The 22,588-nt window shown below is 60.8% G+C and carries 3 protein-coding genes; all 3 read right to left on the bottom strand.

Annotation, left to right across the window (positions count from 1 at the left end):
* Positions 1-5: 5 nt before the first annotated feature.
* A complete protein-coding gene (locus EGO56_RS06135; protein ID WP_013358552.1) occupies positions 6-1,361 on the bottom strand; it encodes a TolC family outer membrane protein in 1,356 nt (451 codons plus the stop codon).
* Positions 1,362-1,665: 304 nt separating this feature from the next.
* Positions 1,666-3,582 (bottom strand): Ig-like domain-containing protein, encoded by a 1,917-nt coding sequence (locus EGO56_RS06130; RefSeq protein ID WP_135908003.1) that lies wholly within the window; start codon positions 3,580-3,582, stop codon positions 1,666-1,668.
* Positions 3,583-3,927: 345 nt separating this feature from the next.
* Entirely contained in the window at positions 3,928-21,936 is an 18,009-nt protein-coding gene (locus EGO56_RS06125; RefSeq protein WP_135908001.1) for an Ig-like domain-containing protein, read from the bottom strand.
* Between the last annotated feature and the right edge of the window lie 652 nt (positions 21,937-22,588).

Genomic DNA, 22,588 nt, shown 5'->3' with positions numbered 1-22,588 from the left:
TATCGCTATTGCAGCGAAGGAAGGAGATCGCCGCTGCTTTGCTGGCGATCGATACCCATGATATCGAGCAGATTGTCTACCGCGGCGGCATAGCGCACGGTGGCGTCCCAGCCATCGTAAAGCGCGGTGATACGTGAGCTGTCGGCCTGAAACACATCCTGTTCCACGCTCAGCAGGTCGTTCAGGCTGCGCTTACTCAGACGATATTCATCGGCGTAGACATTACGGGTATGGTCGGCGCTGGCCAGCTGCACTTCTCCGGCGGCCTGCCGCTGCTGTGCCCCGATCATGTCGGCATAGGCAGTCGAGGCGTTCTGATTGATGGCAAGTTTGGCCTGCTGCACCGCAGCCTGTGCCGCTTCACGGTCGCCCTCCGCTGACTCAGTTTTGGCATTCACCATGCCGCCCTGATAAAGCGGCGCTTCCACCTGCAGCTGTACTTCATCATCCCAGTAAGACGAACGATCGTTTTCATAGCGGGTCCGGCCCGCCTGCACTTTGATGGTCGGCCAGTGACCGGACTGGGCCTGGCGCACCCGCTCACGGGCGGCTTCCTGTTTAGACTGCGCGCTGCGTACTGCGGCGCTGCTTTCATAGGCAATTTTGTCGAGGGTGATCTGCTGTTTCAGCAACGCCTGGGGCAGTTCGGGCAACGTGGCGGGCACGACACCGGTCAGCACGGTCAGCTGCGCGGTGGCGGAACGCAGCTGGGCGCGATATTGCTCCAGCGTGGCCTGCATCGCGGCGATGCGGGTTTCCGCCTGCAAAACATCTGACTGGGAATTGAGCCCGGCATCGGCGCGCAGTTTCGCAATATCCCGTACCCGCTGCAGCGAGGCGATATTAGTGTGCGCCGTTTCAGACAGCGCCTGGTAGCGTTTGACTTCGAGGTAGGCCTGCAGCGTATCTTCCGCCACGGTCGTCATCGAATCGAACAGGCCGAAACGATAGGCCTCTGACAGGGCATGCTGTTCATCGATGGCGCTGCCGGTGCGGCCAAAGTCGTAAAGCAGCTGACTGAGCGTGATACCGCCGGAGCCATTATTGTTCAGACTGCCAGCGGAGTCGGTCTGGTGAGAGCGTCCCGCGGCACCCTGCAGTGAGATCTGCGGATACCAGGCGCTGCGGGCGGCATCCAGATCTCCCTCACCGACGTGGATCTGTGCCGCCGCTTCCGAGATTTTCGGATTGCGGGCAAAGGCCCGGAGAATGGCGTCGCGCAGCGTTAAGCTGGCAATCTGTTCTTCGGTTGGCGCGGCGCGCCAGTTAAATTCGGCTTTCGGTAACGGTGCGGCAAAGGCCGCGGGCACTGCCACGCCACTCAGGGCGCACAACAAAAAAGTTAATCGCGCTTTGTTCATTATCCATACCAGCAGAGGTTCTTATCATCATGGTGTTTTTCCTGGTGAACAAAGCGAGCAAAAAGGGGTGTATCTCATAGCCAGACAGCGTTATTGCGTTATTTTATTTATGATTCGCAAGCGGGACGCTAAACGACCTTTAACATTATTAGATCATATCCCGCGCTTATTCCTGCAAAAAACAGATGAATTCTTTAATATTTCTCCTGTATGGACAAAAAATAACCATCAAACAAATCTGTGCCAATCCAGACAGGCTTAACAGACCTGTCCGGAAGGCAGTTATTTTACTAATGTGTTAGCGTCAGACTATCGGCTGTGCTGCAGGATGCTGCAGCAGATGATCGGCAAGGGTGTAAGAAACATCGGAGAAGAGATGGCTCTCCTGCGGAACGGCAGAGGCCGTAGAGGCGTGTGCCACGTGCGCGGTCTCCGCCTGCTGGGTCAGCGTGACGGTTTCCAGCAGGTTATCCACCGTCTGATCCGCCATCAGGCTGCCCGTTTCGGTATGCGATGCCACCTGCACCGTCTGGCTGGCCGTGGCCAGATTACCGGCGCTGTCTTTACCGCTGACCGTCATCTGGTACTCACCATCATCCAGCGGTGCCAGCTCCCCGGCCAGAATGGTCAGTGCCCAGCCACCATCCGCTTTTACGCTGGCGCTGTAATGCTGATCGCCCAGGGTTAATTCTACCAGGCTGCCCGGTTGCAGATGGCTGGAGCTGCCCTGGATCAGATGCCAGCTGTTGACATCGGCGGCATCAATTTTGTTGTCATCAAAGGCGGTGTCCAGCGTCAGAGTTGGCCGCTGATGCACGGCCACGGTAAAGAGGGTCTCCCGGTTCTGCGTGTCGCTGTTGCCGTACTGATCCTGACGATAGAAGGTGGCGGCGACCGGACCATCCGGCAGCGCCATCAGGTCGCCGGAGGTGAGCGTCACCATGCCCTGCGCATCGGGCTGGTAGGTTTTGCCGTTGATCTCCAGCGTGTTGCAGCCCTCAACGTAGAAGCTCAGATCGTGCTGCGCCTCCTGATAGTTAAGCGTCATGTCATCGCCCAGATCCATTTCGGTGTAGATCGGAATAAAGCCGGTGTGGATATTCAGCTCATGCGTGGCATCCGTGTAGTTATTGGCCCCGTCGATCGACCAGGCGCGGATCTCGCCAATATTAATAAAGTCGTGCACATCCGCCGCCGGGATCACCACCTGCCAGTGGCCATCCTCGCCTATTGTGGCAGCATAATCTTTCTGGTTGGCCCCGGTGATCACCAGCCGGTGACCCGGCATCACGGTAGAGAGCGTGCCGCTCAGCAGCAGATCCTGCTGGGTTTCCGCCAGATTAATCACGTCGTCCGACGTAACCTTATCAAAGGTAATTTTTGGCAGGCTGCTCAGGTGGGTAATCAGCGTCAGGTCGTGATAGTCGGTTACGGTTTTTCCATTCGGATCGGTCGCCGTCACTTTGAGGCTGTAGACGCCATCCTGCAGCGCCTGCATATCGCTTTCCTGGAAAGTGCCATACCACTTGCCGTCGCCTTCCATGTGGGCAGTGGTGGTCTGCGTGCCCAGGGTTAATTTCAGCAATGACCCTGCCGGCAGGTGCGTTGCGCTGCCGCTGATTTCAACGCCGTAAATGCTCTCAGCAATATTTACCGCGTTGTCGCCACTGACCGTGTCTACTGTCAGGGTCGGTTTGATGGTGCGATCAACATAGAGACCAAAATCGACGTCGGTCGTGGTGCTGTGGCCCGCTTTATCAGTGATGGTCAGCGCCAGGCTGTGATTGCCATCCGGCACGCCTTTCAGGGCATTAGCCGGCATGGTGGCGTTCCAGTAGCCCCACTTGTTAACGGTGCTGTGCCAGCTCTGGTCGTTGAACGTCAGCGTGACGGTGGAGCCCGCTTCGCCTTCAGCCCGGCCACGCAGATGCACCGGCTTTTGCGCCTCCCAGGCGGCAATGACGCCATCTCTGGCAATCGGTTCATAGGGGCGCAGTGCAGCGGGTGGCGAACTTTCCACCGCGCTGACCGCCAGGGCACTGTAGTTGAGCGGGCTGCTATGCGGTGACTCCGCAGAGAAAGGGGTGACGGGCAGATTAAGACTCTGCGTTGCGACTGGCGCAATGGCGGGCAGCGCGCTGTCGGCGACGGCAAAGTCGCTCACCGCCGTCTGGAAAATGGATTCGAACCGGACGGAACGAAGCGTATCGCGTGTTGACATAGGTAACCTCAGTTCAGAACAGAAACGCAGACCAAAACGCCCGGATAAACCGGAGGTTAAGACTGACGATGGGTAGTGGGTCAGCTGACGCTGCCCGTTTCCGCTGGTCGGAACTGATTACCCGCAGGTAACAGGGATGATGAAAGAAGACGCTGATAAAAGCGACAAATGGAGCCAGAATGCTGATTTACGGCGTCACGCCGTTTGCTGCGCTTACCCTAATCTTTCATTCTGCTAATGAATAGTGGCGATAATCTGGAAAGTGAAATTATTACGTGACTAAAACAAAAAAAGCGGGTGCTTGCGCACCCGCTTCTCAGAACGACCTGACAGACGTTGCTGTGACTACGCCACGTGGACCTGCAGATTCTGCTGCACCAGCACATCACCCAGGGTATTTTCACTGCTCAGCGCCGAGTTGTGGTAGATCTCAAAGACTCTGCCCTCCACCGTGCGCTCGCCAGTCACTTCCCAGATACCGCCGTTGCTGTTCGCCAGTGTGACCTGACTGCCATCTGCGCCTTTGATCAGCAAATCATCACTCTGTTTGTCCGTAATATTGAGTGCCTCATTGAGATCGAGTTTCACAGAGTTGGTGCCGGTTTTACCCAAATCGAGCACTTCAATGTGTTCAACTTTAAGGCCCAGCGCGGTGAGATCCAGATTGAGATATTCACCATTCAGCACCAGGGTATCGGTGCCCGCGCCGCCATCAATATGGGTAAAGTTAAGGTCGCTGACCGTCACGGTATCCGCCCCGCTGCTGCCGGTTACCGAAGCGCCTTCTGCCGTACTGCCATCGGCCAGCGTAATCACGACGCCGCCAATGGTGTAACCCACCTCCTCTGCCGGTGCCGCCGCCACAGCGGTGTCACTGGCCACCACGGTTTCACTGCTGCTGACCGGCGTCACCGTATCCGCTTCGGTAATCAGCGTCGAGACCACGGCTACATGGGCGCTGTTATCGTCGCTGCTGGTGCTGCTGTTATGCTGCGTTTCCACGCTGGCACTGGCGACGGTAGCGCTGTCGTCCGCCACCGAGAAGAGTGCCACAGACTCGGTGGCCGCCAGCGTCACCGGCAGCAGTGAACCCAGCAACAGGGTGTTGGTAGTGGTGTAGCTGTTACCGGCCACGTCAGTGATGGAGACTTTTGCCAGCGTGTTCAGCGACAGCAGCAGTCCTCCAACTGACAGCAGTGACGGTGAGAAGTTAACCGCGTAACGCCCCAGGGCATCGGTGGTGGTATTCAGCGTCGGTCCGTTGCTGCCGTTGGAGAGCAGCAGCGTCACGCTGACTTTCGATCCCTGAGCCGCATTCAGCGATCCCCCCTGCACGACCAGACCGGTAAGCAGAGAACCGACGATGCTGAGCACCGGATCAACCCCGACCAGCGGCTGATTATGGGACAGCGCAGTAAAGCTGCTGGTGCTGGTCGCGGTATTGCCCCCAATATCCGTCACCGTGACGGTCAGCGGATGGCTGCCATCTGCAATCCCTTTCAGCGTCGCTGACGGCACGCTGATGCTCCATGCCCCATTCGCGCCAATGGTCGTGGTAAGGACATTACCTGCCACGTTAACCGTTACGGTGCCGCCCGCCGCGTTGGTGCTGGTTCCTCTGATGGTTTCAGCCGTATTGGCTTCCGCAATGTTGAGATAACCATCGCCACCAAAGAAACTGTTCACAGTGACGGTCGGCGTGGTGTGACTCACCACACCCAGCGACGCCGAGGTGGAACCGTTGGTGCCTGCGCCGTTGATGACGCTGGCGGTCACGGTCTGCAGACCATCCGCAATTGCGGCGAGGTTAGCCGCCGGCACAGAGAGACTCCAGTTGCCGTTACTGCTCACCGTGGTGCTGTAAGTCTGGCCACCCAGCGTAACGCGTACCACCGATCCTTCGGCGTTGCTGGCGGTGCCTGAAATCGTCTGCGCGGTTTTGACATCGGCTGCACTCAGCGCACTGTCGCCAAACAGTGAGGTAATGGCGACCACAGGCGTTGACTGACTGATAACGCTCAGTGTTCCGCTGCTGTTCGCCACGTTACCGTAGGCATCGGTGCCGGTCACCGTCACGGTTTTACTGCCGTCAGTGATTGCGGCAAGATCCGCTTTCGGAACGCTGATGCTCCAGTTACCGCCACTCACCACTTTAGTAGTATAGGTCAGGCCGTTCAGCGTGGCGCTGACGGTCGAACCGGCTGACAGGCTGGAGGTCCCGCTCAGGGTCTGGTTCGAGGCCAGATCGGCTGCGCTCAGGACGCCATCGCCGAACACCGTATTCACCGTCAGGGTTGGCTGCACCAGTCCCAGTGACACGCCTGCGCTGGTGCTGCTGACGTTGCCGACCGGGTCAGTGACCGCCGCGCTGACGGTAAAGTTACCGTTCAGCAGCGTCGAGAGCACAGCGGGCGAAACGGTGGTGGAGAACGTGCCATCGGCGTTGACCAGCGCAGTAGCGATGGTGCTACCAATCGCCAGCCTGACGCTGCTGCCCGCTGCCACGCCGGAGACCGTGCCGCTGATGGTCTGGCTCACCAGCGATTCCGCCAGGTTCAGCACGCCATCACCAAACAACGGATTGAGCGTAACCTTCGGCAGATTGTGAATACCCACCAGCGCGCCGGCGGTGGTGCTGCTGGTGTTACCGGCGCTGTCGGTGACGCTGACGCCGACGGTGAGATTGCCATCCGCAATGCCCTGCAACAGCGCAGGCGTCAGCGAGACGTTAAAGTTGCCGCTGGCATCGGTTGCCGTCACAAACTGCTGAGAACCCACCGATACGACGACACGCGATCCCGCTTCTGCACCGCCGACGACGCCGCCAATCACCTGTGTAACCAGCGCATCCGCCACGTTCAGCAGACCGTCACCGAACAGCGGATTTACCGTGATGGTTGGCAGCAGCGTATCGACGCGGATACCGGCGCTGGTGCTGGCGGTATTCCCCGCTGCATCCGTTACTGACGCACCGACCGTCAGGTTGCCCTGCGCCAGGGTGCCCAGGATATCCGGCGTCACCGTGGCGCTGAAGGCACCGCCCGCCCCCACGGTCGCGGTCAGCTGGCTGTTGCCCACCGAAAGCGTCACCACACTGCCCTGCGCAACGTTGTTCACCACCCCGCTGATCACCTGGCCGGTGGCGATATCGGCCAGATTCAGCACGCCATCGCCAAACAGAGAGGTCAGGGAAATGGATGGTGTCTGGGTAAAGATGCCAATCGACGCGCTATTCGAGGCGACGTTACCCGCCGCATCCCGGACGCTGACGCCCAGCGTCAGATTGCCATCCAGCAGTGAGGTGAGATCGCTGCCCGGCAGGCTAACGCTCCAGGCTCCGCCCGCCTGCACGGTGGTGTTGTATGTTTTCCTGCCGAAGGTCACCGTCACCTGGGAACCCGCCGCCGCATTGCTGATTACGCCCCCCACCAGCTGTCCGGCTGCCGCTTCCGCAATGTTCAGCAGGTTATCGCCGCCAAACAGCCCGGTGAGCGCGCCCACCACCGGCACCGCATCGACAATCGCCGTTACGGCTTCACCCACGGTGCGGGTGTTGCCCGCTGCATCGGTCAGGGTGACGTTAACGGCAAGATTGCCGTCGGTGACCAGATCCAGCACCGCAGGAGGCACCACGATGGCCCATTTACCATCCTGACCTACAGAAGCAGAGAGCGTGGTGCCTCCCAGTGCCACCGATACCGTGGCCCCGACACCTGCCGACGTCGCAGTTCCGGAGATGGTCTGCGCCACCGTGGTATCCAGCGCACTGAGCGTGCCGTCGCCGAATACCGAATCAACCACCAGCGTCAGCGCACTGTTAACCACTTTGTTGACCGTTAGCGTCGCGTCGGTCTGATTTCCTGCACTGTCATTGACTCGCACGCCAAACACCAGCGCGCCGTCAGTGAGACCCGACAGGACATTCGGTGCAAGATCAATGCTCCAGCGGCCATCTGCACCCACCGTTGCGGTAGCGATCGGCGCGGCATCGCCCAGGTAGAGGCCGATGGTCTGGCCTTCCGCGCCCTGTGCGCTGCCGGTCAGCACCTGACTGACGGCCAGATCAGCGGCATTAAGCACGTTATCGCCCGCCAGCGCGTCAACCTGCACCAGCGGCGCGGCGGTATCCACCGTCACCTGCTGTGTCGCAGTCGTCACGTTACCGGCGACATCTGACAGCTGCGCGGTGATCACCGGCGTACTGCCATCGGTCAGTGCCTGCATCGCGCTGGCAGGAACGGTGGTGGACCAGCTGCCGTTACTCTGCACCACCGCGCTGTATGTCTGGTTATTGAAGGTCACAACCACCGTGCGGCCTGCTTCAGCGACATCGGCGGTGCCGCTGAGGGTCTGGCTGGTGGCGCTTTCATTGCCATTAACCTGGTTGTCACCCGCAAAGGCATTGATCGTCAGAGCCGGTGGCGTCAGATCAATCAGCACGTTACCGCTGACGGTGACAGGAGTCGTGCCATCGGTGGCATTCACCGTGATGGCGACGCTGCCGTCCGCATTGCCAAAGGCGCTGACCGGCAACGCAGCCGTTGACCAGTTGCCTGACCCATCCAGCGTGGTGGCGTAGGTCACACCATTCATCACCACCGTTACCACCCCACCTGCACCGAGATTAGCCGAGGTGCCGCTCAGGACGACGCCACCCGCGACATCCTGGGTGCTGATGATGTTGTCGCCCGAAACCGTGCCCAGCGTCACCAGCGGGCCTGGCGGTGGCGTCAGATCCACCGTCACCGCGACGGTGCCGCTGGCGGTGTTACCTGCCAGGTCAGTCACTGCCAGCGCCAGGGTTGTGGATGCCCCAAAGGTGGCCATCTGCTCTGGCGTCAGCGTCACGCTCCAGTTGCCGTTACCGTCAACCACGGCGGTGCCGAAGGTCGTGGTATTCAGCAAGACCGTGACCACGGCGCCCGTCTCTGCGCCCGTTGCCGTGCCGCTGAGGATCTGCGGCTGAATGCTCTCGGCGTAGTTCAGTACGTTGTCACCGGCAAAGGCGTTAGTGGTCAGTACCGGTGGCCTGGTGTCGAGCACCAGTGAGCTGTTAATCGTCGTGCTGTTGCCTGCCGCATCGGTGGCCGTCACGGTAACCGGATAGGTAGCATCCGGCAGCGCTGAAAGCTGCGCCTGAGTCAGCGGCACTGTCCAGTTGCCATTGGCATCCACTGTTGCAGGGTAAGTCGTGCCGCCCAGCGTTAACTGCACCGTCTGATTCGCGCCCGCCTCACCGGTGGTGCCGCTCAGCGTAATCCCTGCGGCAACATCGCCGCTATTCACATAGCCGCCAAGGAATTGCGGATTGACCGCAGGCTGCGGCGCGCTGAGATCGGTGGTGAACGGCAGCTGCGCCGATGCGCTGTTACCCGCCGCATCCACGACGTTAACCGTCAGGATTTGCGTCCCGTTACCCAGAGAACTTAGCGCGTTGCCAGGAAGGTCAACGGTCCAGTTACCGTTGCCATCCACCCTGCCGGAATAGAGGCTGCCATTGAGATCGACAGTAATGCTGACCGCCTGATTATCCCCCACGCTGCCGGTGGTGCCGGTCAGGGTGACCCCTGCCGCGGCTTCACTGATGTTCAGGACGTTATCACCGCCAAACGCGCCAGGCGTGAAGGTCGGCACCGGCACAGCTACTTCGGTTACCACACTCAGGGCCGTCACGTCACTGTTACCCGCAATGTCGGTAGCGGTCACGGTAATGGTATGCGTGCCGCTGGTGAAGGTGGCTAACTGTGCCGGCGACAGGGTCAGCGACCAGCTGCCATCGTTCTGCACCGTGGCGGCCAGCGGCTGGTCGCCGTTAAAGCCGGCGATCAGCACCGATACCGTCTGTCCTGCACCGGTAATGCCGGTGGTGCCACTGAGGATTTGCTCTGTTCCCGCTTCGTTGGCGTTCAGCGCACCGTCACCAAACGGCAGGATCAGCGTGACATCCGGCAGCGTATTGACGGCGACCAGCAGCGAACCACTGGTGGTGCCGATGTTGCCGTTCACGTCGGTAACGGTCACGCTGACCGGCAGGTTGCCATCCGGCAGTGACTGCAATACGGCAGGCGGCAGAGTCAGTGACCAGCCTGCACCGCCAGCAGTGAGCGTCGCGGCATAGACGGTGCCATTGATAGTCACCGCCACCGAGGCCGGATCAGCACTGTTGACCGTACCGGTCAGGGTACCGTCCGTTGCCGCTTCCGCCGCGTTAAGACGGCCATCCGTAAACAGCGTATCCAGCGTTGGCGCGGCAATCGGGGTAATCGCTGAGACAAAGGTCTGCGTCTCTGTAATGCTGTTACCGGCCCGATCCGTGGTGGTGAGGGTCAGCGTGTGTTCACCGGCACCCAGGCTGGCGATCACCTCCGGCGTCAGGCTGGCCGTCCAGTTGCCACTGGCATCAACCGTCACCGACAGCGGGATGTTGTCATCGCCGACTGTGACGCTGAGGGTCTGGCCCGCAACAGGATTAGACGTGCCCGTTACCAGCTGAACGGAACCCGCTTCACTGATGTTTATCACGTTATCGCCAAACTGCGTGTCAGCGAAGAGAGCTGAAACCGGCGGGGTCAGCAGGATCTCCACGCCTGCGGTAACCTGCGCCGGATTTCCTGCCGCATCCGTGGCGGTGACCACCACCTGTGTCAGTCCATCGTCCAGGTCCGTCAGTGCGCCCGCTGCCAGGTTCAGCGTCCAGTTGCCGCTGGCATCGGTGGTGGTGCTGAAAGTCTGTGTGCCGACGGTAATATTCACTACGCTGCCTTCCGGCAGATTAGTGCTGTCACCACTCAGCGTTAATGGCGCGGCGGCATCTGCTGCACTGATCAGCGCATCGCCAAACGGCGTGTTCAGGGTCAGCGCAGGCAGGGTATTAAACGCCACATCCAGTGTGGTGGTGGTGTCGGTGGTGACATTACCCGCCGCGTCAGTGACCGACACGGTGATGACGTTAGGGCCGTCTGTCAGCTGCTGCACGTCGGCTGTGGGAATGGTGAGTGTCCAGTTCCCGTCCGCATCCGCCGTGGTGGTATAGCTGACGTTATTCAGCGTCACCGTCACCGGCAGTGCGCCCGTGGTAGTGCCGTTGATGGTGAGATCCTGCAGCGACTCCGCCAGGTTTAGCGTGTCACCCGCATTGACCGTAATATCCGTCAGGACAGGCGGTGTGGTGCTGAAGCTGACCTCCTGCGTGGCGACCGCCGGGTTACCGGCAACATCACTGGCGGTGACGGTAAAGGTCTGCGTGCTGCCCGGCGCGACGTTGATGAAAGCTGCAGACGGTACCGTCACCGTCCAGTTGCCGTCAGCGTCAATCGTGGTGCTGTAGTCAGTACCGTTAAACGACACGGTTACCGGCGTTCCTGCCGCCAGCAGGGTGCTGCCACCGCTGACCGCGACATCCGCAGTAGCCTCAGTAGCATTGATCACATCATCGCCTGCTACCACGTTCAGGGTCAGCGTTGGCTGAACCAGCGCGCTGGCCAGCACGACCAGGCTGGCGCTGGCGCTGGCCGGGTTGCCAGAGGTATCCGCTGAGACCACGATCAGCAGCTGATCGCCATCCGGCAGATTGCCCAGATCGGCGGCCGAAACGGTCACGGTCCAGCTGCCATCTGCGGCCACCGTGCCGCTGTACTGAATGGCGTTCAGCGTTACCGTTACCAGCTGGCCTTCCACCAGATTGGTGCTGGTGCCGCCGATGCTCAGATCCTGCAGCGACTCTGCCTGGTTAAGGAAGTTATCGTCACTGATTGCCCCGATAGTCAGGGTCGGCAGATTCAGGCTGTCCGCATCACGCGTCAGCGTCTGGGTCGCCGTGGTCAGGTTACCCGCCGCATCTCTGATCGTCACATCGACCGGATAGCTGCCATCCGCCAGCCCCTGCACGACACCGGCAGGCAGGGTCACCTGCCACGTGCCATCAGAGAGTACCCGGGTGGTGTAATCAGCATTCTGGAAGCTGACCGTGACCGTCTGTCCGGCATCCGCAACTGAGGCTGTTCCGCTGATAGCGACAGCTTCCAGCACCTCAACTGAATTGATGATGTTGTCGCCGCCGATAGGGTTAATGCTTAACGCAGGCGGGGTGAGATCGACCGTGACGGCGCTGGTCAGCGAACCGCTGTTACCGGCGGCATCGCTGGCATTGACCACCAGCGTCGTCACGCCCTCAGCCAGTGCCTGCACCTGCGCTGGCGTTAAGGTCAGCGTCCAGTTGCCCTGCGCATCGACTGCGGCAGTGTAGTCATTATCGCCCAGCGTCACGCTGACGGTCTGGCCCTCGCCCGCCACACCGGTGCTCCCGCTCAGCGTCTGACTGACCGCCGTTTCAGCCTGGCTAAGGTAGCCATCGCCAAACGGCGTATTCATGCTGACCGACAGGGCACCGGTTGCGACGGTGATTTCACGCGTTTCAGTAACCGGATTGCCCGCCGCATCACTGACCGTCACGGTCAGGATATATGCACCGGCCGGAATCCCTGCCAGGGCACCCGCAGGCAGTGTCAGGCTCCAGTCGCCATCCTGGGTCACGGTGGTGGTCCAGATCTGGTTGTTAAGGGTAAGGGTGACCTGCTGACCGGCTTCGGCATTACTGCTGCCGCTGAGCACAATCGGCGCGGTGCTTTCGGCAATATTGACGCTGTTATCGCCCGCAACCGGATCAAGCGACAGGGTTGGCGGCGTCAGATCGACCGTGACGCTGCCCTGGCTGCTGCCGGTATTACCCGCCGCATCCTGCACGTTAACGGTGTAGTTAAGCGTCTCCTCCGGCAGATCGGCCAGCGCGGAAGCAGGCACGCTGACCTGCCAGTTGCCATTGTTGTCGACCGTGCCGTTGTAGGTCACGCCGTTGAGAACCACGCTCACCGTCTGGCCGTCACCTGTCACACCTGTGGTGCCGCTCAGGGTTTGTGGCGTGATGATTTCGCTGCTGTTAAGCAGACCATCGCCAAAAGCAGAGACGATCTGCGGTGCTGGCAGTGTCGCCAGCACGCTGAGCGCGGCTTCGCTGCTCAGGGTCGCCCCGCCGCTGTCCGTCGTGGTGACCGTGACGGTGTAAGGCCCGTCGGCGAGTGCCGTCAGTGACTCAGCCGGGACGATCACACTCCAGCGACCACTGGCCGAGACCTGCGCGGTGTAGCTGATGTTGTTAAACAGCAGCGTGACCAGACTGCCTTCAGGCACATTCGCCGAGGTGCCGGTAACAATCAGCGGCTGACCCAGCTCCTGCGCATTCAGATAGTTGTCCTGACTGATGGCATCCATCGCCAGGCCAGACGCGTTGCTGTTAACGTCAAAGGTGAGATTAGTGGTGGTGGTATTGCCCGCCACGTCGCTGACCGCCACAGTGAAACTGGCGCTGCCATCCGCAATTGCCGCCAGCGCACCGGCTGGCACGATCAGGCTCCATGCTCCGCTCGCCTGCACGGCGGCGCTGTAGACTGTGCCATCAAGGGTGACGGTGACCAGCTGGCCCGCTTCGACGTTGGTGGTGGTGCCGGTCAGACGTTGATCGGTGAGGCGTTCCGCACCATCGACCACATTATTACCGGCAAAGGCATCCAGCGTCAGGGTCGGCAGCGTGCCCGCCTCCACTTTCAGCGCCAGATCGCGGCTGGTGGTGGTGGCATTGCCTGCTGTGTCGCTGGCGGTCACGGTCAGAGGATAGGAGCCGTTGCCCAGCCCGGTATAAACCGTGGCGGGCAGATCCAGCGACCAGTTACCGTTGACGTCTGCGGTGGTGCTCAGGCTGGTGCCGTTGAAGCTGGCCACAATCAGCGCATTGGCTTCACTACTGCCGGTCAGCGTCAGCGGCTGCTGACTCTCAGCGGCATTGATAATGCCATCGGAGGGAGTAATGAAGTTCAGCACCGGTGGCAGGGTATCCACCACCAGGCTGCCGTCAGCCTGGCTGCTATTGCCTGCCACATCACTGACCACCACGGTGTAAGGCGTGCTGCCCTGTGGCAGCGCAGAGAGCGCCGCTGGCGGAACCGCGACCTGCCAGTTACCCGCTGCGTCGACCGTGCCGCTGTAGTTAGTTCCGCCCAGCGTGACGATAACCGTCTGGCCGTCACCAGGTACGCCGGTGTTTCCGGTGATCACGCCGCCGCTGACGGCTTCGTCGCCGTTGAGAATACCGTCATCAAAGGCCACGCCAGGGGTGGCCACCGGCAGTGCGCTGGCCACCACCGTCAGGGTAGCGTCGCTGGTGGCAAGCTGTTGTCCGCTGCCGTCGGTGGCCGTGGCGGTAATCGTCTGCGGGCCATCGGCCGCGCCGTTAAAGGTGCCAGCCGGTAAGGTCAGGCTCCAGCTTCCATCGGCCGCCACGCTGGTGCTGGCTGTGGTGCCGCTGGCAAGCACGGTAATAATGCTGCCCTCAGGCAGGCCGCTGGTGCTGCCGCTGACCACAACGGCACCGCCCAGCTCCTGGGCATTGAGGTAGTTGTCGTCGCCGATCGGTGCCAGCGCGAGCGATGGCAGCGTGTTGTCCACAGTGAAGTCAAGCGGGCTGGTGGCGGTATTGCCGACGGCGTTGATCACGCTGACGGTCAGGGTCTGACTGCCCTCGCCCAGTTCCGCCAGTGCGCCCCCAGGCAGCGTAATGCTCCAGCTGCCGCTGGCCCCAACCACACCGCTGTAGTCCGTGCCGTTCAGGGTGATGACGACCTGCTGGCCCGCCTCGACGTTACTGCTGCTGCCGCGCACCGTAACCGGCTGTAACTGTTCGGCGGCCGTGACGATACCGTCGCCGGCAAAGGTGCTGCTATCGACGGTCAGCACAGGCTGCACGTCCGGCGAGGTTGCCACATTCAGATCAACCACCTGGCTGCTCTGGTTACCGTTAGCATTGATTTCGGTAACGGTGAGCGGATTCGTGCCCGGAGGCAGCGCCGCCAGATCATTAGCATCGATTTGCAGCGTCCACTGCCCATTCACGCCGACGGTGGTGCTGTAGAGCTGGTCATTGAGCTGGACCGTGACAATGTCGCCGTTCTGACCGCTGCCGCTGACGACCAGCGGCTCCGCCAGTTCAGCGGTGTTCAGCGCGTTGTCCCCGCTGACCGGCGCGACCACCAGCGGAGGCGGCGTGGTGGCAACCGTCAGCGCACTGTTCTGGCTGCTGCTGTTGCCAGCCGCGTCGGTGACGGTGACCACCACCGGATAGCTGGTGCCGTTGGTCAGACCGGCAAGCGCAGCAGGCGGTACGGCCAGCCCCCAGTTTCCGTCCGCATCAACCGTGCCGGTGTAGGTGACGCCATTCAGCGTTACGCTGACGCGGTCGCCTTCACTGCCTGCGCCGCTGAAGCTGAAACCAGCAGCCTGCTCCGCGATGTTCAGCACGCCATCGCCAGCGGGCGCATTAATGCTGAAGTCGGGTGCGGTGGTATCCACGGTGACCGGCAATGGCGTGGTGGCAACGTTGCCACTGACGCTGGTAACGGTCACGTTGAGATCGTAACGGCCATCAGCCAGCTGTTGCAGATCGGCAGCGGGTACGGTGGCGGTCCAGCTGCCATCCGCGGCGACCGTGGCGCTGTAGGTCTCACCATTAAGCACAAGGCTGACGCTGCTGCCCGGGGCGACGGTGCCGCTGACGGTCAGATCGCTGGCTGTTTCAGCCGCATTGATAATGCCATCGGTGGCAATCGGGTTAACGGTCAGCGCCGGTACCCCGGTATCCACCGTTATCGGTACGCTGATGCTGGTGCTGTTACCCGCGACATCGCTCACCGTCACGGTAACGGGATTGCTGCCCTGCGCCAGGGCCTGTAGCGCATCTGGCGGCAGCGTGACGCTCCAGTCACCATTTGCTGCTACCGTTGCCGGATAGCTGATGCCCCCCAGGGTCACGCTCACGGCCTGGCCTGGCTGGACGGAGCCGGTCAGCGTCTGCGCTGTGCTGGCTTCCTCAGTGTTGAGAATGCCGTCTGTGAAAGGCGTGTTGATTTGGGGTTCTGCCAGCGGCGTCGTTGCCACCAGCAGCGTCTGGCTGGTCTGTACATCCCCCGAGGTGACGGTAACGGTGGTGTTACCCTGCGCCAGGTTCGCCAGGTCGGCGGCTGGCACGGTCAGGGTCCAGCTACCGTTTTCATCGGTTGTGGTGCTGTAAAGGGTGCCGCCGGGCACCAGCGTCACGCTGATCGGGCTGTTCGCCGGCAGGTTTGCGGAACCGCCGCTGAGGATCAGATCGCTCTGCGCATCCAGCACGTTGAGTGCGTTGTCGTCACTGATCGGGGCAATCGACAGCGACGGTACGTTGGTCGTGATCACGGTGAACTGCCCCTGGGCAGGCAGCGCCGGATTTCCGGCCACGTCGGTAATCGCCACGGTAAAGGTTTTATCGCCTGCGGCACCCAGCGATCCGGCGGGCAGGGTCACACTCCAGCTTCCGTTCGCCTGCACTACACCGTCGTAAGACTGACCGTTAATGGTCAGTAATACCGGCTGGCCTGCCGGTACGCCGGTGACGTTACCGGTGACCAGAATGTCAGTGAGCTGTTCTGCACTGTCGACCAGATTATCGCCGGTCACAGGATCAATGGTCAGCGCCGGTGACGTTGCCGCCAGCACCGTGACACTGGAGGCGACGGTCGTGCTGTTGCCATAAGCGTCGCTGATTACCACGTCAACCGGGTAGAGTGCATCGCCCAGCTGACTGATGATGGCGGCGGGCACCGTCACGCTCCATGTGCCATTGGTGTCAACCGTGGCGGAGTAGGTTTCGCCATTGAAACTCACTGCCACCGTGTCGCCCTGCGTCCCCCCGCGCCCGTCGATGGTGAGATCCTGCGTGTGTTCAGCAATGTTGATATAACCATCACTGCCCGGCGTCGAGACCTCCAGCAGTGGCGGCGTGGTCGCGAAAATCAGTGAACTGCTGGCTGGTGTGGTATTGCCATCCGCGTCCGTCGCGACGACAGATACCAGCTGAGTACCGTTGGGCACACCCGCCAGGTCGGCAGCCGGAACGGTTACACTCCAGTTGCCACCCTGTGCCACCACGGCGCTGTAGGTCAGGTTATTGAGCGTGACACGAATGATGTCACCTTCGTCGCCGGTTCCGCTGACAATCAGCGGCTGCTGCGCGTCGCTGATGTTGATCACGCCGTCAGCGTCCAGCGGGTTCAGAGTCAGAGCAGGCGCTTCGGTAGCAACCCGCAGATCGGTATCCTGCGTGCTGCTGTTTCCAGCCGGATCGGTCACGGTCACGGTCACCGGATAAGTCTGGTTGCTCAGCGTGGCAAGATCGGCAACCGGGACTGATGCACTCCAGTTACCGTTTTCGTCCACGATAACAACGTAAGTTTTACCGTTTAACCCGACCGCTACACTGTCGCCTGCGGTGCCGGTTCCGCTGATCAACAGCGGCTCCGTGAGTTCATTGCTGGTCAGAACGCCATCACCGCCCGGTGCGGTGACGGTGGCAACCGGCGGCTGCGTGCTGACGGCCAGCGTCTGCGCCTGGGTCGCGATGTTGCCGCTGGCGTCGGTCAGGGTAACCACCAGCGTATAGCTGCTGCCATCTGACAGTGCCTGCAGCGCCGCTGGCGGCAGATCCACCGTCCAGTTGCCCTGCCCATCCACGGTTGCGCTGTAAATGACGTTGTTCAGCGAGACCGTCACTAGTTCGCCCGGCAGCGCACCTGAACCGCTGACCGGCACGCCTGCAGCCACTTCCGTGCTGTTAAGAATGCCATCGCCACCTGCCACCTCCGCCACAATCAGGTTCGGTGGCAGCGTGTCGACGCTGAAGTTCAGCGTCTCGTCCACGCGGTTGCCCGCCTCATCAATCGCGGTAATGGTCAGGCCGTTAGCGCCCTGCGGCAGTAAGGCGAGATCGGCGGCAGGCAGCGTCAGGTTCCAGCTGCCATCGTCATTAACCGTAGTGCTGTAGGTTTTGCCGTTGAGCTGTACTTCGACCAACTGGCCCGCCACCGCTTTACCGGTGCTGCCACCGATCAGCAGATCGCTGCCCGCTTCGGTCTGATTAAGAATGCCATCGGTAAGCGCGCTCTCATCCAGCGTGATCTGCGGCAACGTGGTGGTGACCACATACAGTTGAGCGGAGTCGGTCAGCAGCGCACCACTGGCGTCGGTTGCGGTAACCGAGATCAGTTTCACACCGTCGGTGATGCCACTGAGATCGCCAGCCGGAACGGTGACGCTCCAGAAGCCGTTACTGCCCACCACCGCACTGTAATTGTTGCCGTTGAAGTTAAGCTGCACCGCCTGGCCCGGATTGACGCCCACCGCCGAGCCGCCGATGATCAGATCGCTGCTCAGCTCCTGCAGGTTAAGGAAACCATCAACGCTGACAGGCTCGCTGATAGTGATCACACCCGGTTCACCGGCTGCCGGCGCGACGTTGATGTCACGGCTGTCGGTGGCTAAGGCACCGGCTACCGACGTGACGCTGACCGTGATGGCCGTGGTGCCTGCCGCCAGGGCACTGAGCGCCGCAGACGGGATCGGCGTGCTCCAGCTGCCGTCCGGGTTGACCAGCGCACTGTAATTCTGACCGCCCAGGGTAATGGTGACCGTCTGGCCCGCCTCCACGTTACTGGTGCTGCCGGACAGCGTCTGATCGACGGCCTTCTCGCTGTTATCCACCAGATCGTCACCGGCAAACAGGGCGATCGTGACTGTCGGCGTGCCCGGCTCCGCAGGCGCTTCAACTGCGATCACCCGATCTTCACTTACCGTTACCCCCGCCTGACTAGTAACCGTGGCCGCGATAGTGGCACTGCCCGCTGCCAGTGCCGCCAGCGCGCTGGCAGGGACGCTCAGGCTCCAGCTGCCATCCGCACCGACTGTGGCGCTGTAGGTCTGATCACCCAGCGTGACCGTGACAATCTGGCCCGCCTCAACGTTGGTGGTGGTACCGCTCAATAGCTGGTCGCTGGTTTTCTCATCGTTATTCAGGACGTCATCACCCGCGAACTGATTGATTATGATCACCGGCTGGCCTGGCTCGGTAACCAGAGGTTCTACCGTAATCGCCAGCGTATCGCTGACGGGCGTGCCAGCCGCATTGCTGACCGTCACAACCAGTGAGGCAGCGCCCGAAGCCAGGGCAAGGAGATCGTTGGCCGGAATCGCGATATTCCAGCTGCCATCGGCGCCGACCGTGCCGCTGTAGTTCTGACCGCCCAGCGTCACCGTGACAATCTGTCCGGCTTCGACATTGGTGGTGCTGCCCGAGACCGCCTGAGCGTCCAGCTTCTCATCGTTGCTCAGGACGTTGTCGCCAGCAAAGGCATTGATGGTTAATGTCGGGGTGCCTGGCGCGGTGCCTGATGACTCGACGAGGAAGTCGCGGGTTTCGCTGACTGGCGTGCCGAGCGAATCGTTAACGGTGGCGTTCAGAGTCGCACTTCCGGCTGTCAGCGCAGCCAGCGAGCTGGCCGGAATCGTGACGCTCCAGCTGCCATCTGCGCCGACCGTGGCGGTGAAGGTCTCTCCGTTCAGCGTAACAGTAACCTGCTGCCCCTCGGGGATATTGGTGGTGGTGCCGCTCAGTAACTGGTCGCTGGCTTTCTCGCTGTTGCTGAGGATGTCATCCCCGGCAAAGGCGTCGATGGTCACGGTGGCCTGACCCGGCTGCGTCGCCGGGGCTTCGACGGTGATTGGCTGTGCAGCAGTTGCGACATCGCCCGCCGCATTACTGACCGAAACGGTGAGTGTGGTCGTGCCAGCTGCCAGCGCGTTGAGCGCAGCTGACGGAACGGTGACGCTCCAGCTGCCATCAGCCTGCACGCTGGCGCTGTAGGTCTGGCCGCCCAGGGTAACCGTCACCAGCTGTCCGGCTTCAACATTACTGGTGGTGCCGCTGACCAGCTGATCAACCGCTTTTTCTTCGTTGCTCAGATCGTTATCGCCAGCAAAATCATTCAGAGTCAGGGCCGGTACGCCTGGCTCTGTTGTCGGCGCATCCACTGAAATATCGCGGGTTTCGCTGGTGGTGACGCCCGCGGCGTTACTGACGGTGACGCCAATGGCATTCGAGCCCGCGGGCAGATTGCCCAGCGCGGCTGCCGGAATAATCACACTCCAGTTTCCACTGCCATCGACGGTGCCCAGGTAAGTCTGCCCCCCCAGGGTGACGGTTACCGTCTGGCCCGCTTCGATATTGGTGGTCGTGCCGGAGAGTGTCTGGGCCGTCCCTTTTTCATCGTTGCTGAGAATGTCATCCCCGGCAAACTGGCCAATGGTCACGGTCGGTTCGCCCGGCTGCGTCACTGGCGCTTCCACACTGATCGGCAGGCTGCCGGTCACGGTGTTACCGGCAGCATTGCTGACCGAAACCGTCAGGGTGTTTTCACCTGCCGCCAGTGCGCTCAGGGCTGCTGATGGCAATGTGACGCTCCAGTTGCCCTGCGCGTCCACGCTGCCGCTGTAAGTCTGACCGCCCAGCGTCACCGTCACCAGCTGCCCGGGTTCGATGTTACTGGTGTTGCCGGTCACCGTCTGGTCGGTGGCTTTCTCCGCGTTACTCAGCTGATTGTCACCGGTAAAGTCATCCACGGTGACCGCTGGCGGGCCCGTAACCACCGGCGTATCGACGCTGATGGCACGGTTTTCGCTGGCCTCAATGCCAGCCTGACTGGTGACGACCGCCGAAATGGCAACCGTCCCGGCGGCCAGCGCATTCAGCTGTGCAGGCGACAGCGTGATGCTCCAGTTGCCCTGCGCATCCACCAGCGCGCTATAGGTCTGGTCGCCCAGCGTGATGGTGACAATCTGCCCGGCTTCGACGTTGGTGGTCGAGCCGCTCAGCAGCTGGTCACTGCTTTTCTCAGCATTGCTGAGGATGTCATCCCCGGCAAACTGGTCGATGGTGATGACCGGCGTACCCGGCTGGGTCAGCGGTGCCTCTACGGTAAGAGTCAGGCTGCCGCTGGCGGCGGTTCCCGCCTGGTTAGTGACCGTTGCCGTGACGGTGGTGGTGCCGGAGGCCAGCGCGCTCAGCGCATCGGCAGGCACGGTGATGCTCCAGCTGCCGTCGCCCGCTACGCTGCCGCTGTAGCTCTGGCCGCCCAGGGTCACGGTAACGATCTGCCCTGCTTCGACATTGCCGGTGGAGCCGGACAGCGTTTGTGGCGTGGTTTTTTCGCTGTTATCCAGCAGGTTATCGCCCGCAAACGGATTCAGGCTGATGACCGGCGTCGCAGGCGTGCCGGGATCGGCGGCGACGGTAATCGGCAGGCTGCCGGTGGCCGCAGTGCCTGCTGCGTTAGTGACGCTGACGCCGATGGTGGTAGTGCCTGCGGCGAGTCCCGCCAGTGCCGCAGCCGGAATCGCAACGCTCCAGCTGCCATCCGCACCCACGGTGCCGTTGTAGGTCTGGCCGCCCAGCGTGACGATAACGGTCTGACCAGCCTCAACATTGCTGGTGGAGCCGGATACGGTTTGTGGCGTCGTTTTTTCGCTGTTATCCAGCAGGTTATCGCCTGCAAACGGGTTCAGGCTGATAGCTGGGGTCGCGGGCGTGCCGGGATCGGCGGCGGCGACGGTAATCGGCAGGCTGCCGGTGGCTGCCGTGCCTGCTGCGTTAGTGACGCTGACGTCGATGGTGGTGGTGCCTGCGGCGAGTCCTCCCAGCGCCGCAGCCGGGATTGTAACACTCCAGCTGCCGTCCGCACCTACGGTGGCGTTGTAGGTCTGGCCGCCCAGCGTGACGGTAACAATCTGACCTGCTTCAACATTGCTGGTAGTGCCGCTCAGTACCTGATCGGTGGTTTTTTCCGCGTTATCCAGTACATCATCGCCAGCGAATGCATTCAGGGTGATGGCAGGCGTCCCCGGTGTAACCGGTGTACCGGGATCGGTGCCGCCATCGTTGCCGCCGCCATTCCCTCCACCGCCGCCTCCACCACGACCTACACCCACGGCCAGTCCGGCTAAGCCGAGCACACCCAGACCGCCCGCGGTGATCACGCCCATTGAGGTGTTGGTGTTATCCGCCAGCAGTAGCGGCTCTACGCTGTCGAGTGACTCATAGGTGGGCGTAACCGAACTGGAGGCGAGTTCAGCGCCCTCGGCAGTCTGGGGAAAGAGCGCATGTTCCGGTGGATTAACCCCATCATCGAACACCAGTTCGCTGTGCTGGCCTTCGGCGTCATCAAGGAAGAATTTCTGATAGCGTACCGTGCTGCCGTCACGCATTTTCAGCACCAGATCGTTACCCTGGCGCTCGAACTGCGTCACCATGTCGCGCGTGCCGCTGATGCGCACAACGCTGGGCTCGGTGAGGTTAATGGATTGTGACGAACCGCCAGCGGTCTGTGAGAGGAGTGTGCCGTTTTCGCGCGAGATGATGTCTACACGGCCTTGCGTGAGTTCTGCCATTTGTAACCTCTATTCCACCAGATTAGCTAATATACTGAATCTATAAACATAAAATTAATTTATGGTTACAGCCTTCACACATAGTTTCACCTTCTGAATCACAGAAGGCGTCTCAACCTGGCGTATGTAGAAATGGCAAAGCAAAGCTGCGTCACAACCCCCTTAAAAAGCGAAGTGTGGCGGTATAATTGTTAGATTTATTTGTACGGACTGATGCCAAACGTAACGGTTCTGACAAGGTAATTTTTAGCGTAACCGTGTTAAAAATCAATTTCAATGTACAGATTTCATTATGATTTAATCTTTATTACATTAACAAAAGATGAAATTCGGTTTTCGAAAAATTCGCTTTGCCCTTGTTTTTTCATGTCAATTTATTGCTGACTGTTTCCGTAAATGATGCAAAATGGTCAAAAAACCACCCTTTCGAAAACCTTAGAGCGGAAAAATAAATTTGTTAATTATGCGATTCAGCCATCATTTATGGCTGGTCCTGTTCCGACTTGTTGGGCGGCAAGTTGTTGAAAAGCAGCATTGAAATTTGAGTTAAGTCATACTGCGTGGGTGGTGGTCATACCAGGAAAGTTCTGGAAAAAATTCGCGGCGCAGCAAAAGTCGGTAAACTCCCGGTTTTGCCATTTAAACGATGTTG

This window comes from Pantoea vagans (assembly GCF_004792415.1).
In the GTDB taxonomy this organism is placed as follows: Bacteria; Pseudomonadota; Gammaproteobacteria; order Enterobacterales; family Enterobacteriaceae; genus Pantoea; species Pantoea vagans.
This window is presented reverse-complemented; position numbering and strand designations above follow the sequence as displayed.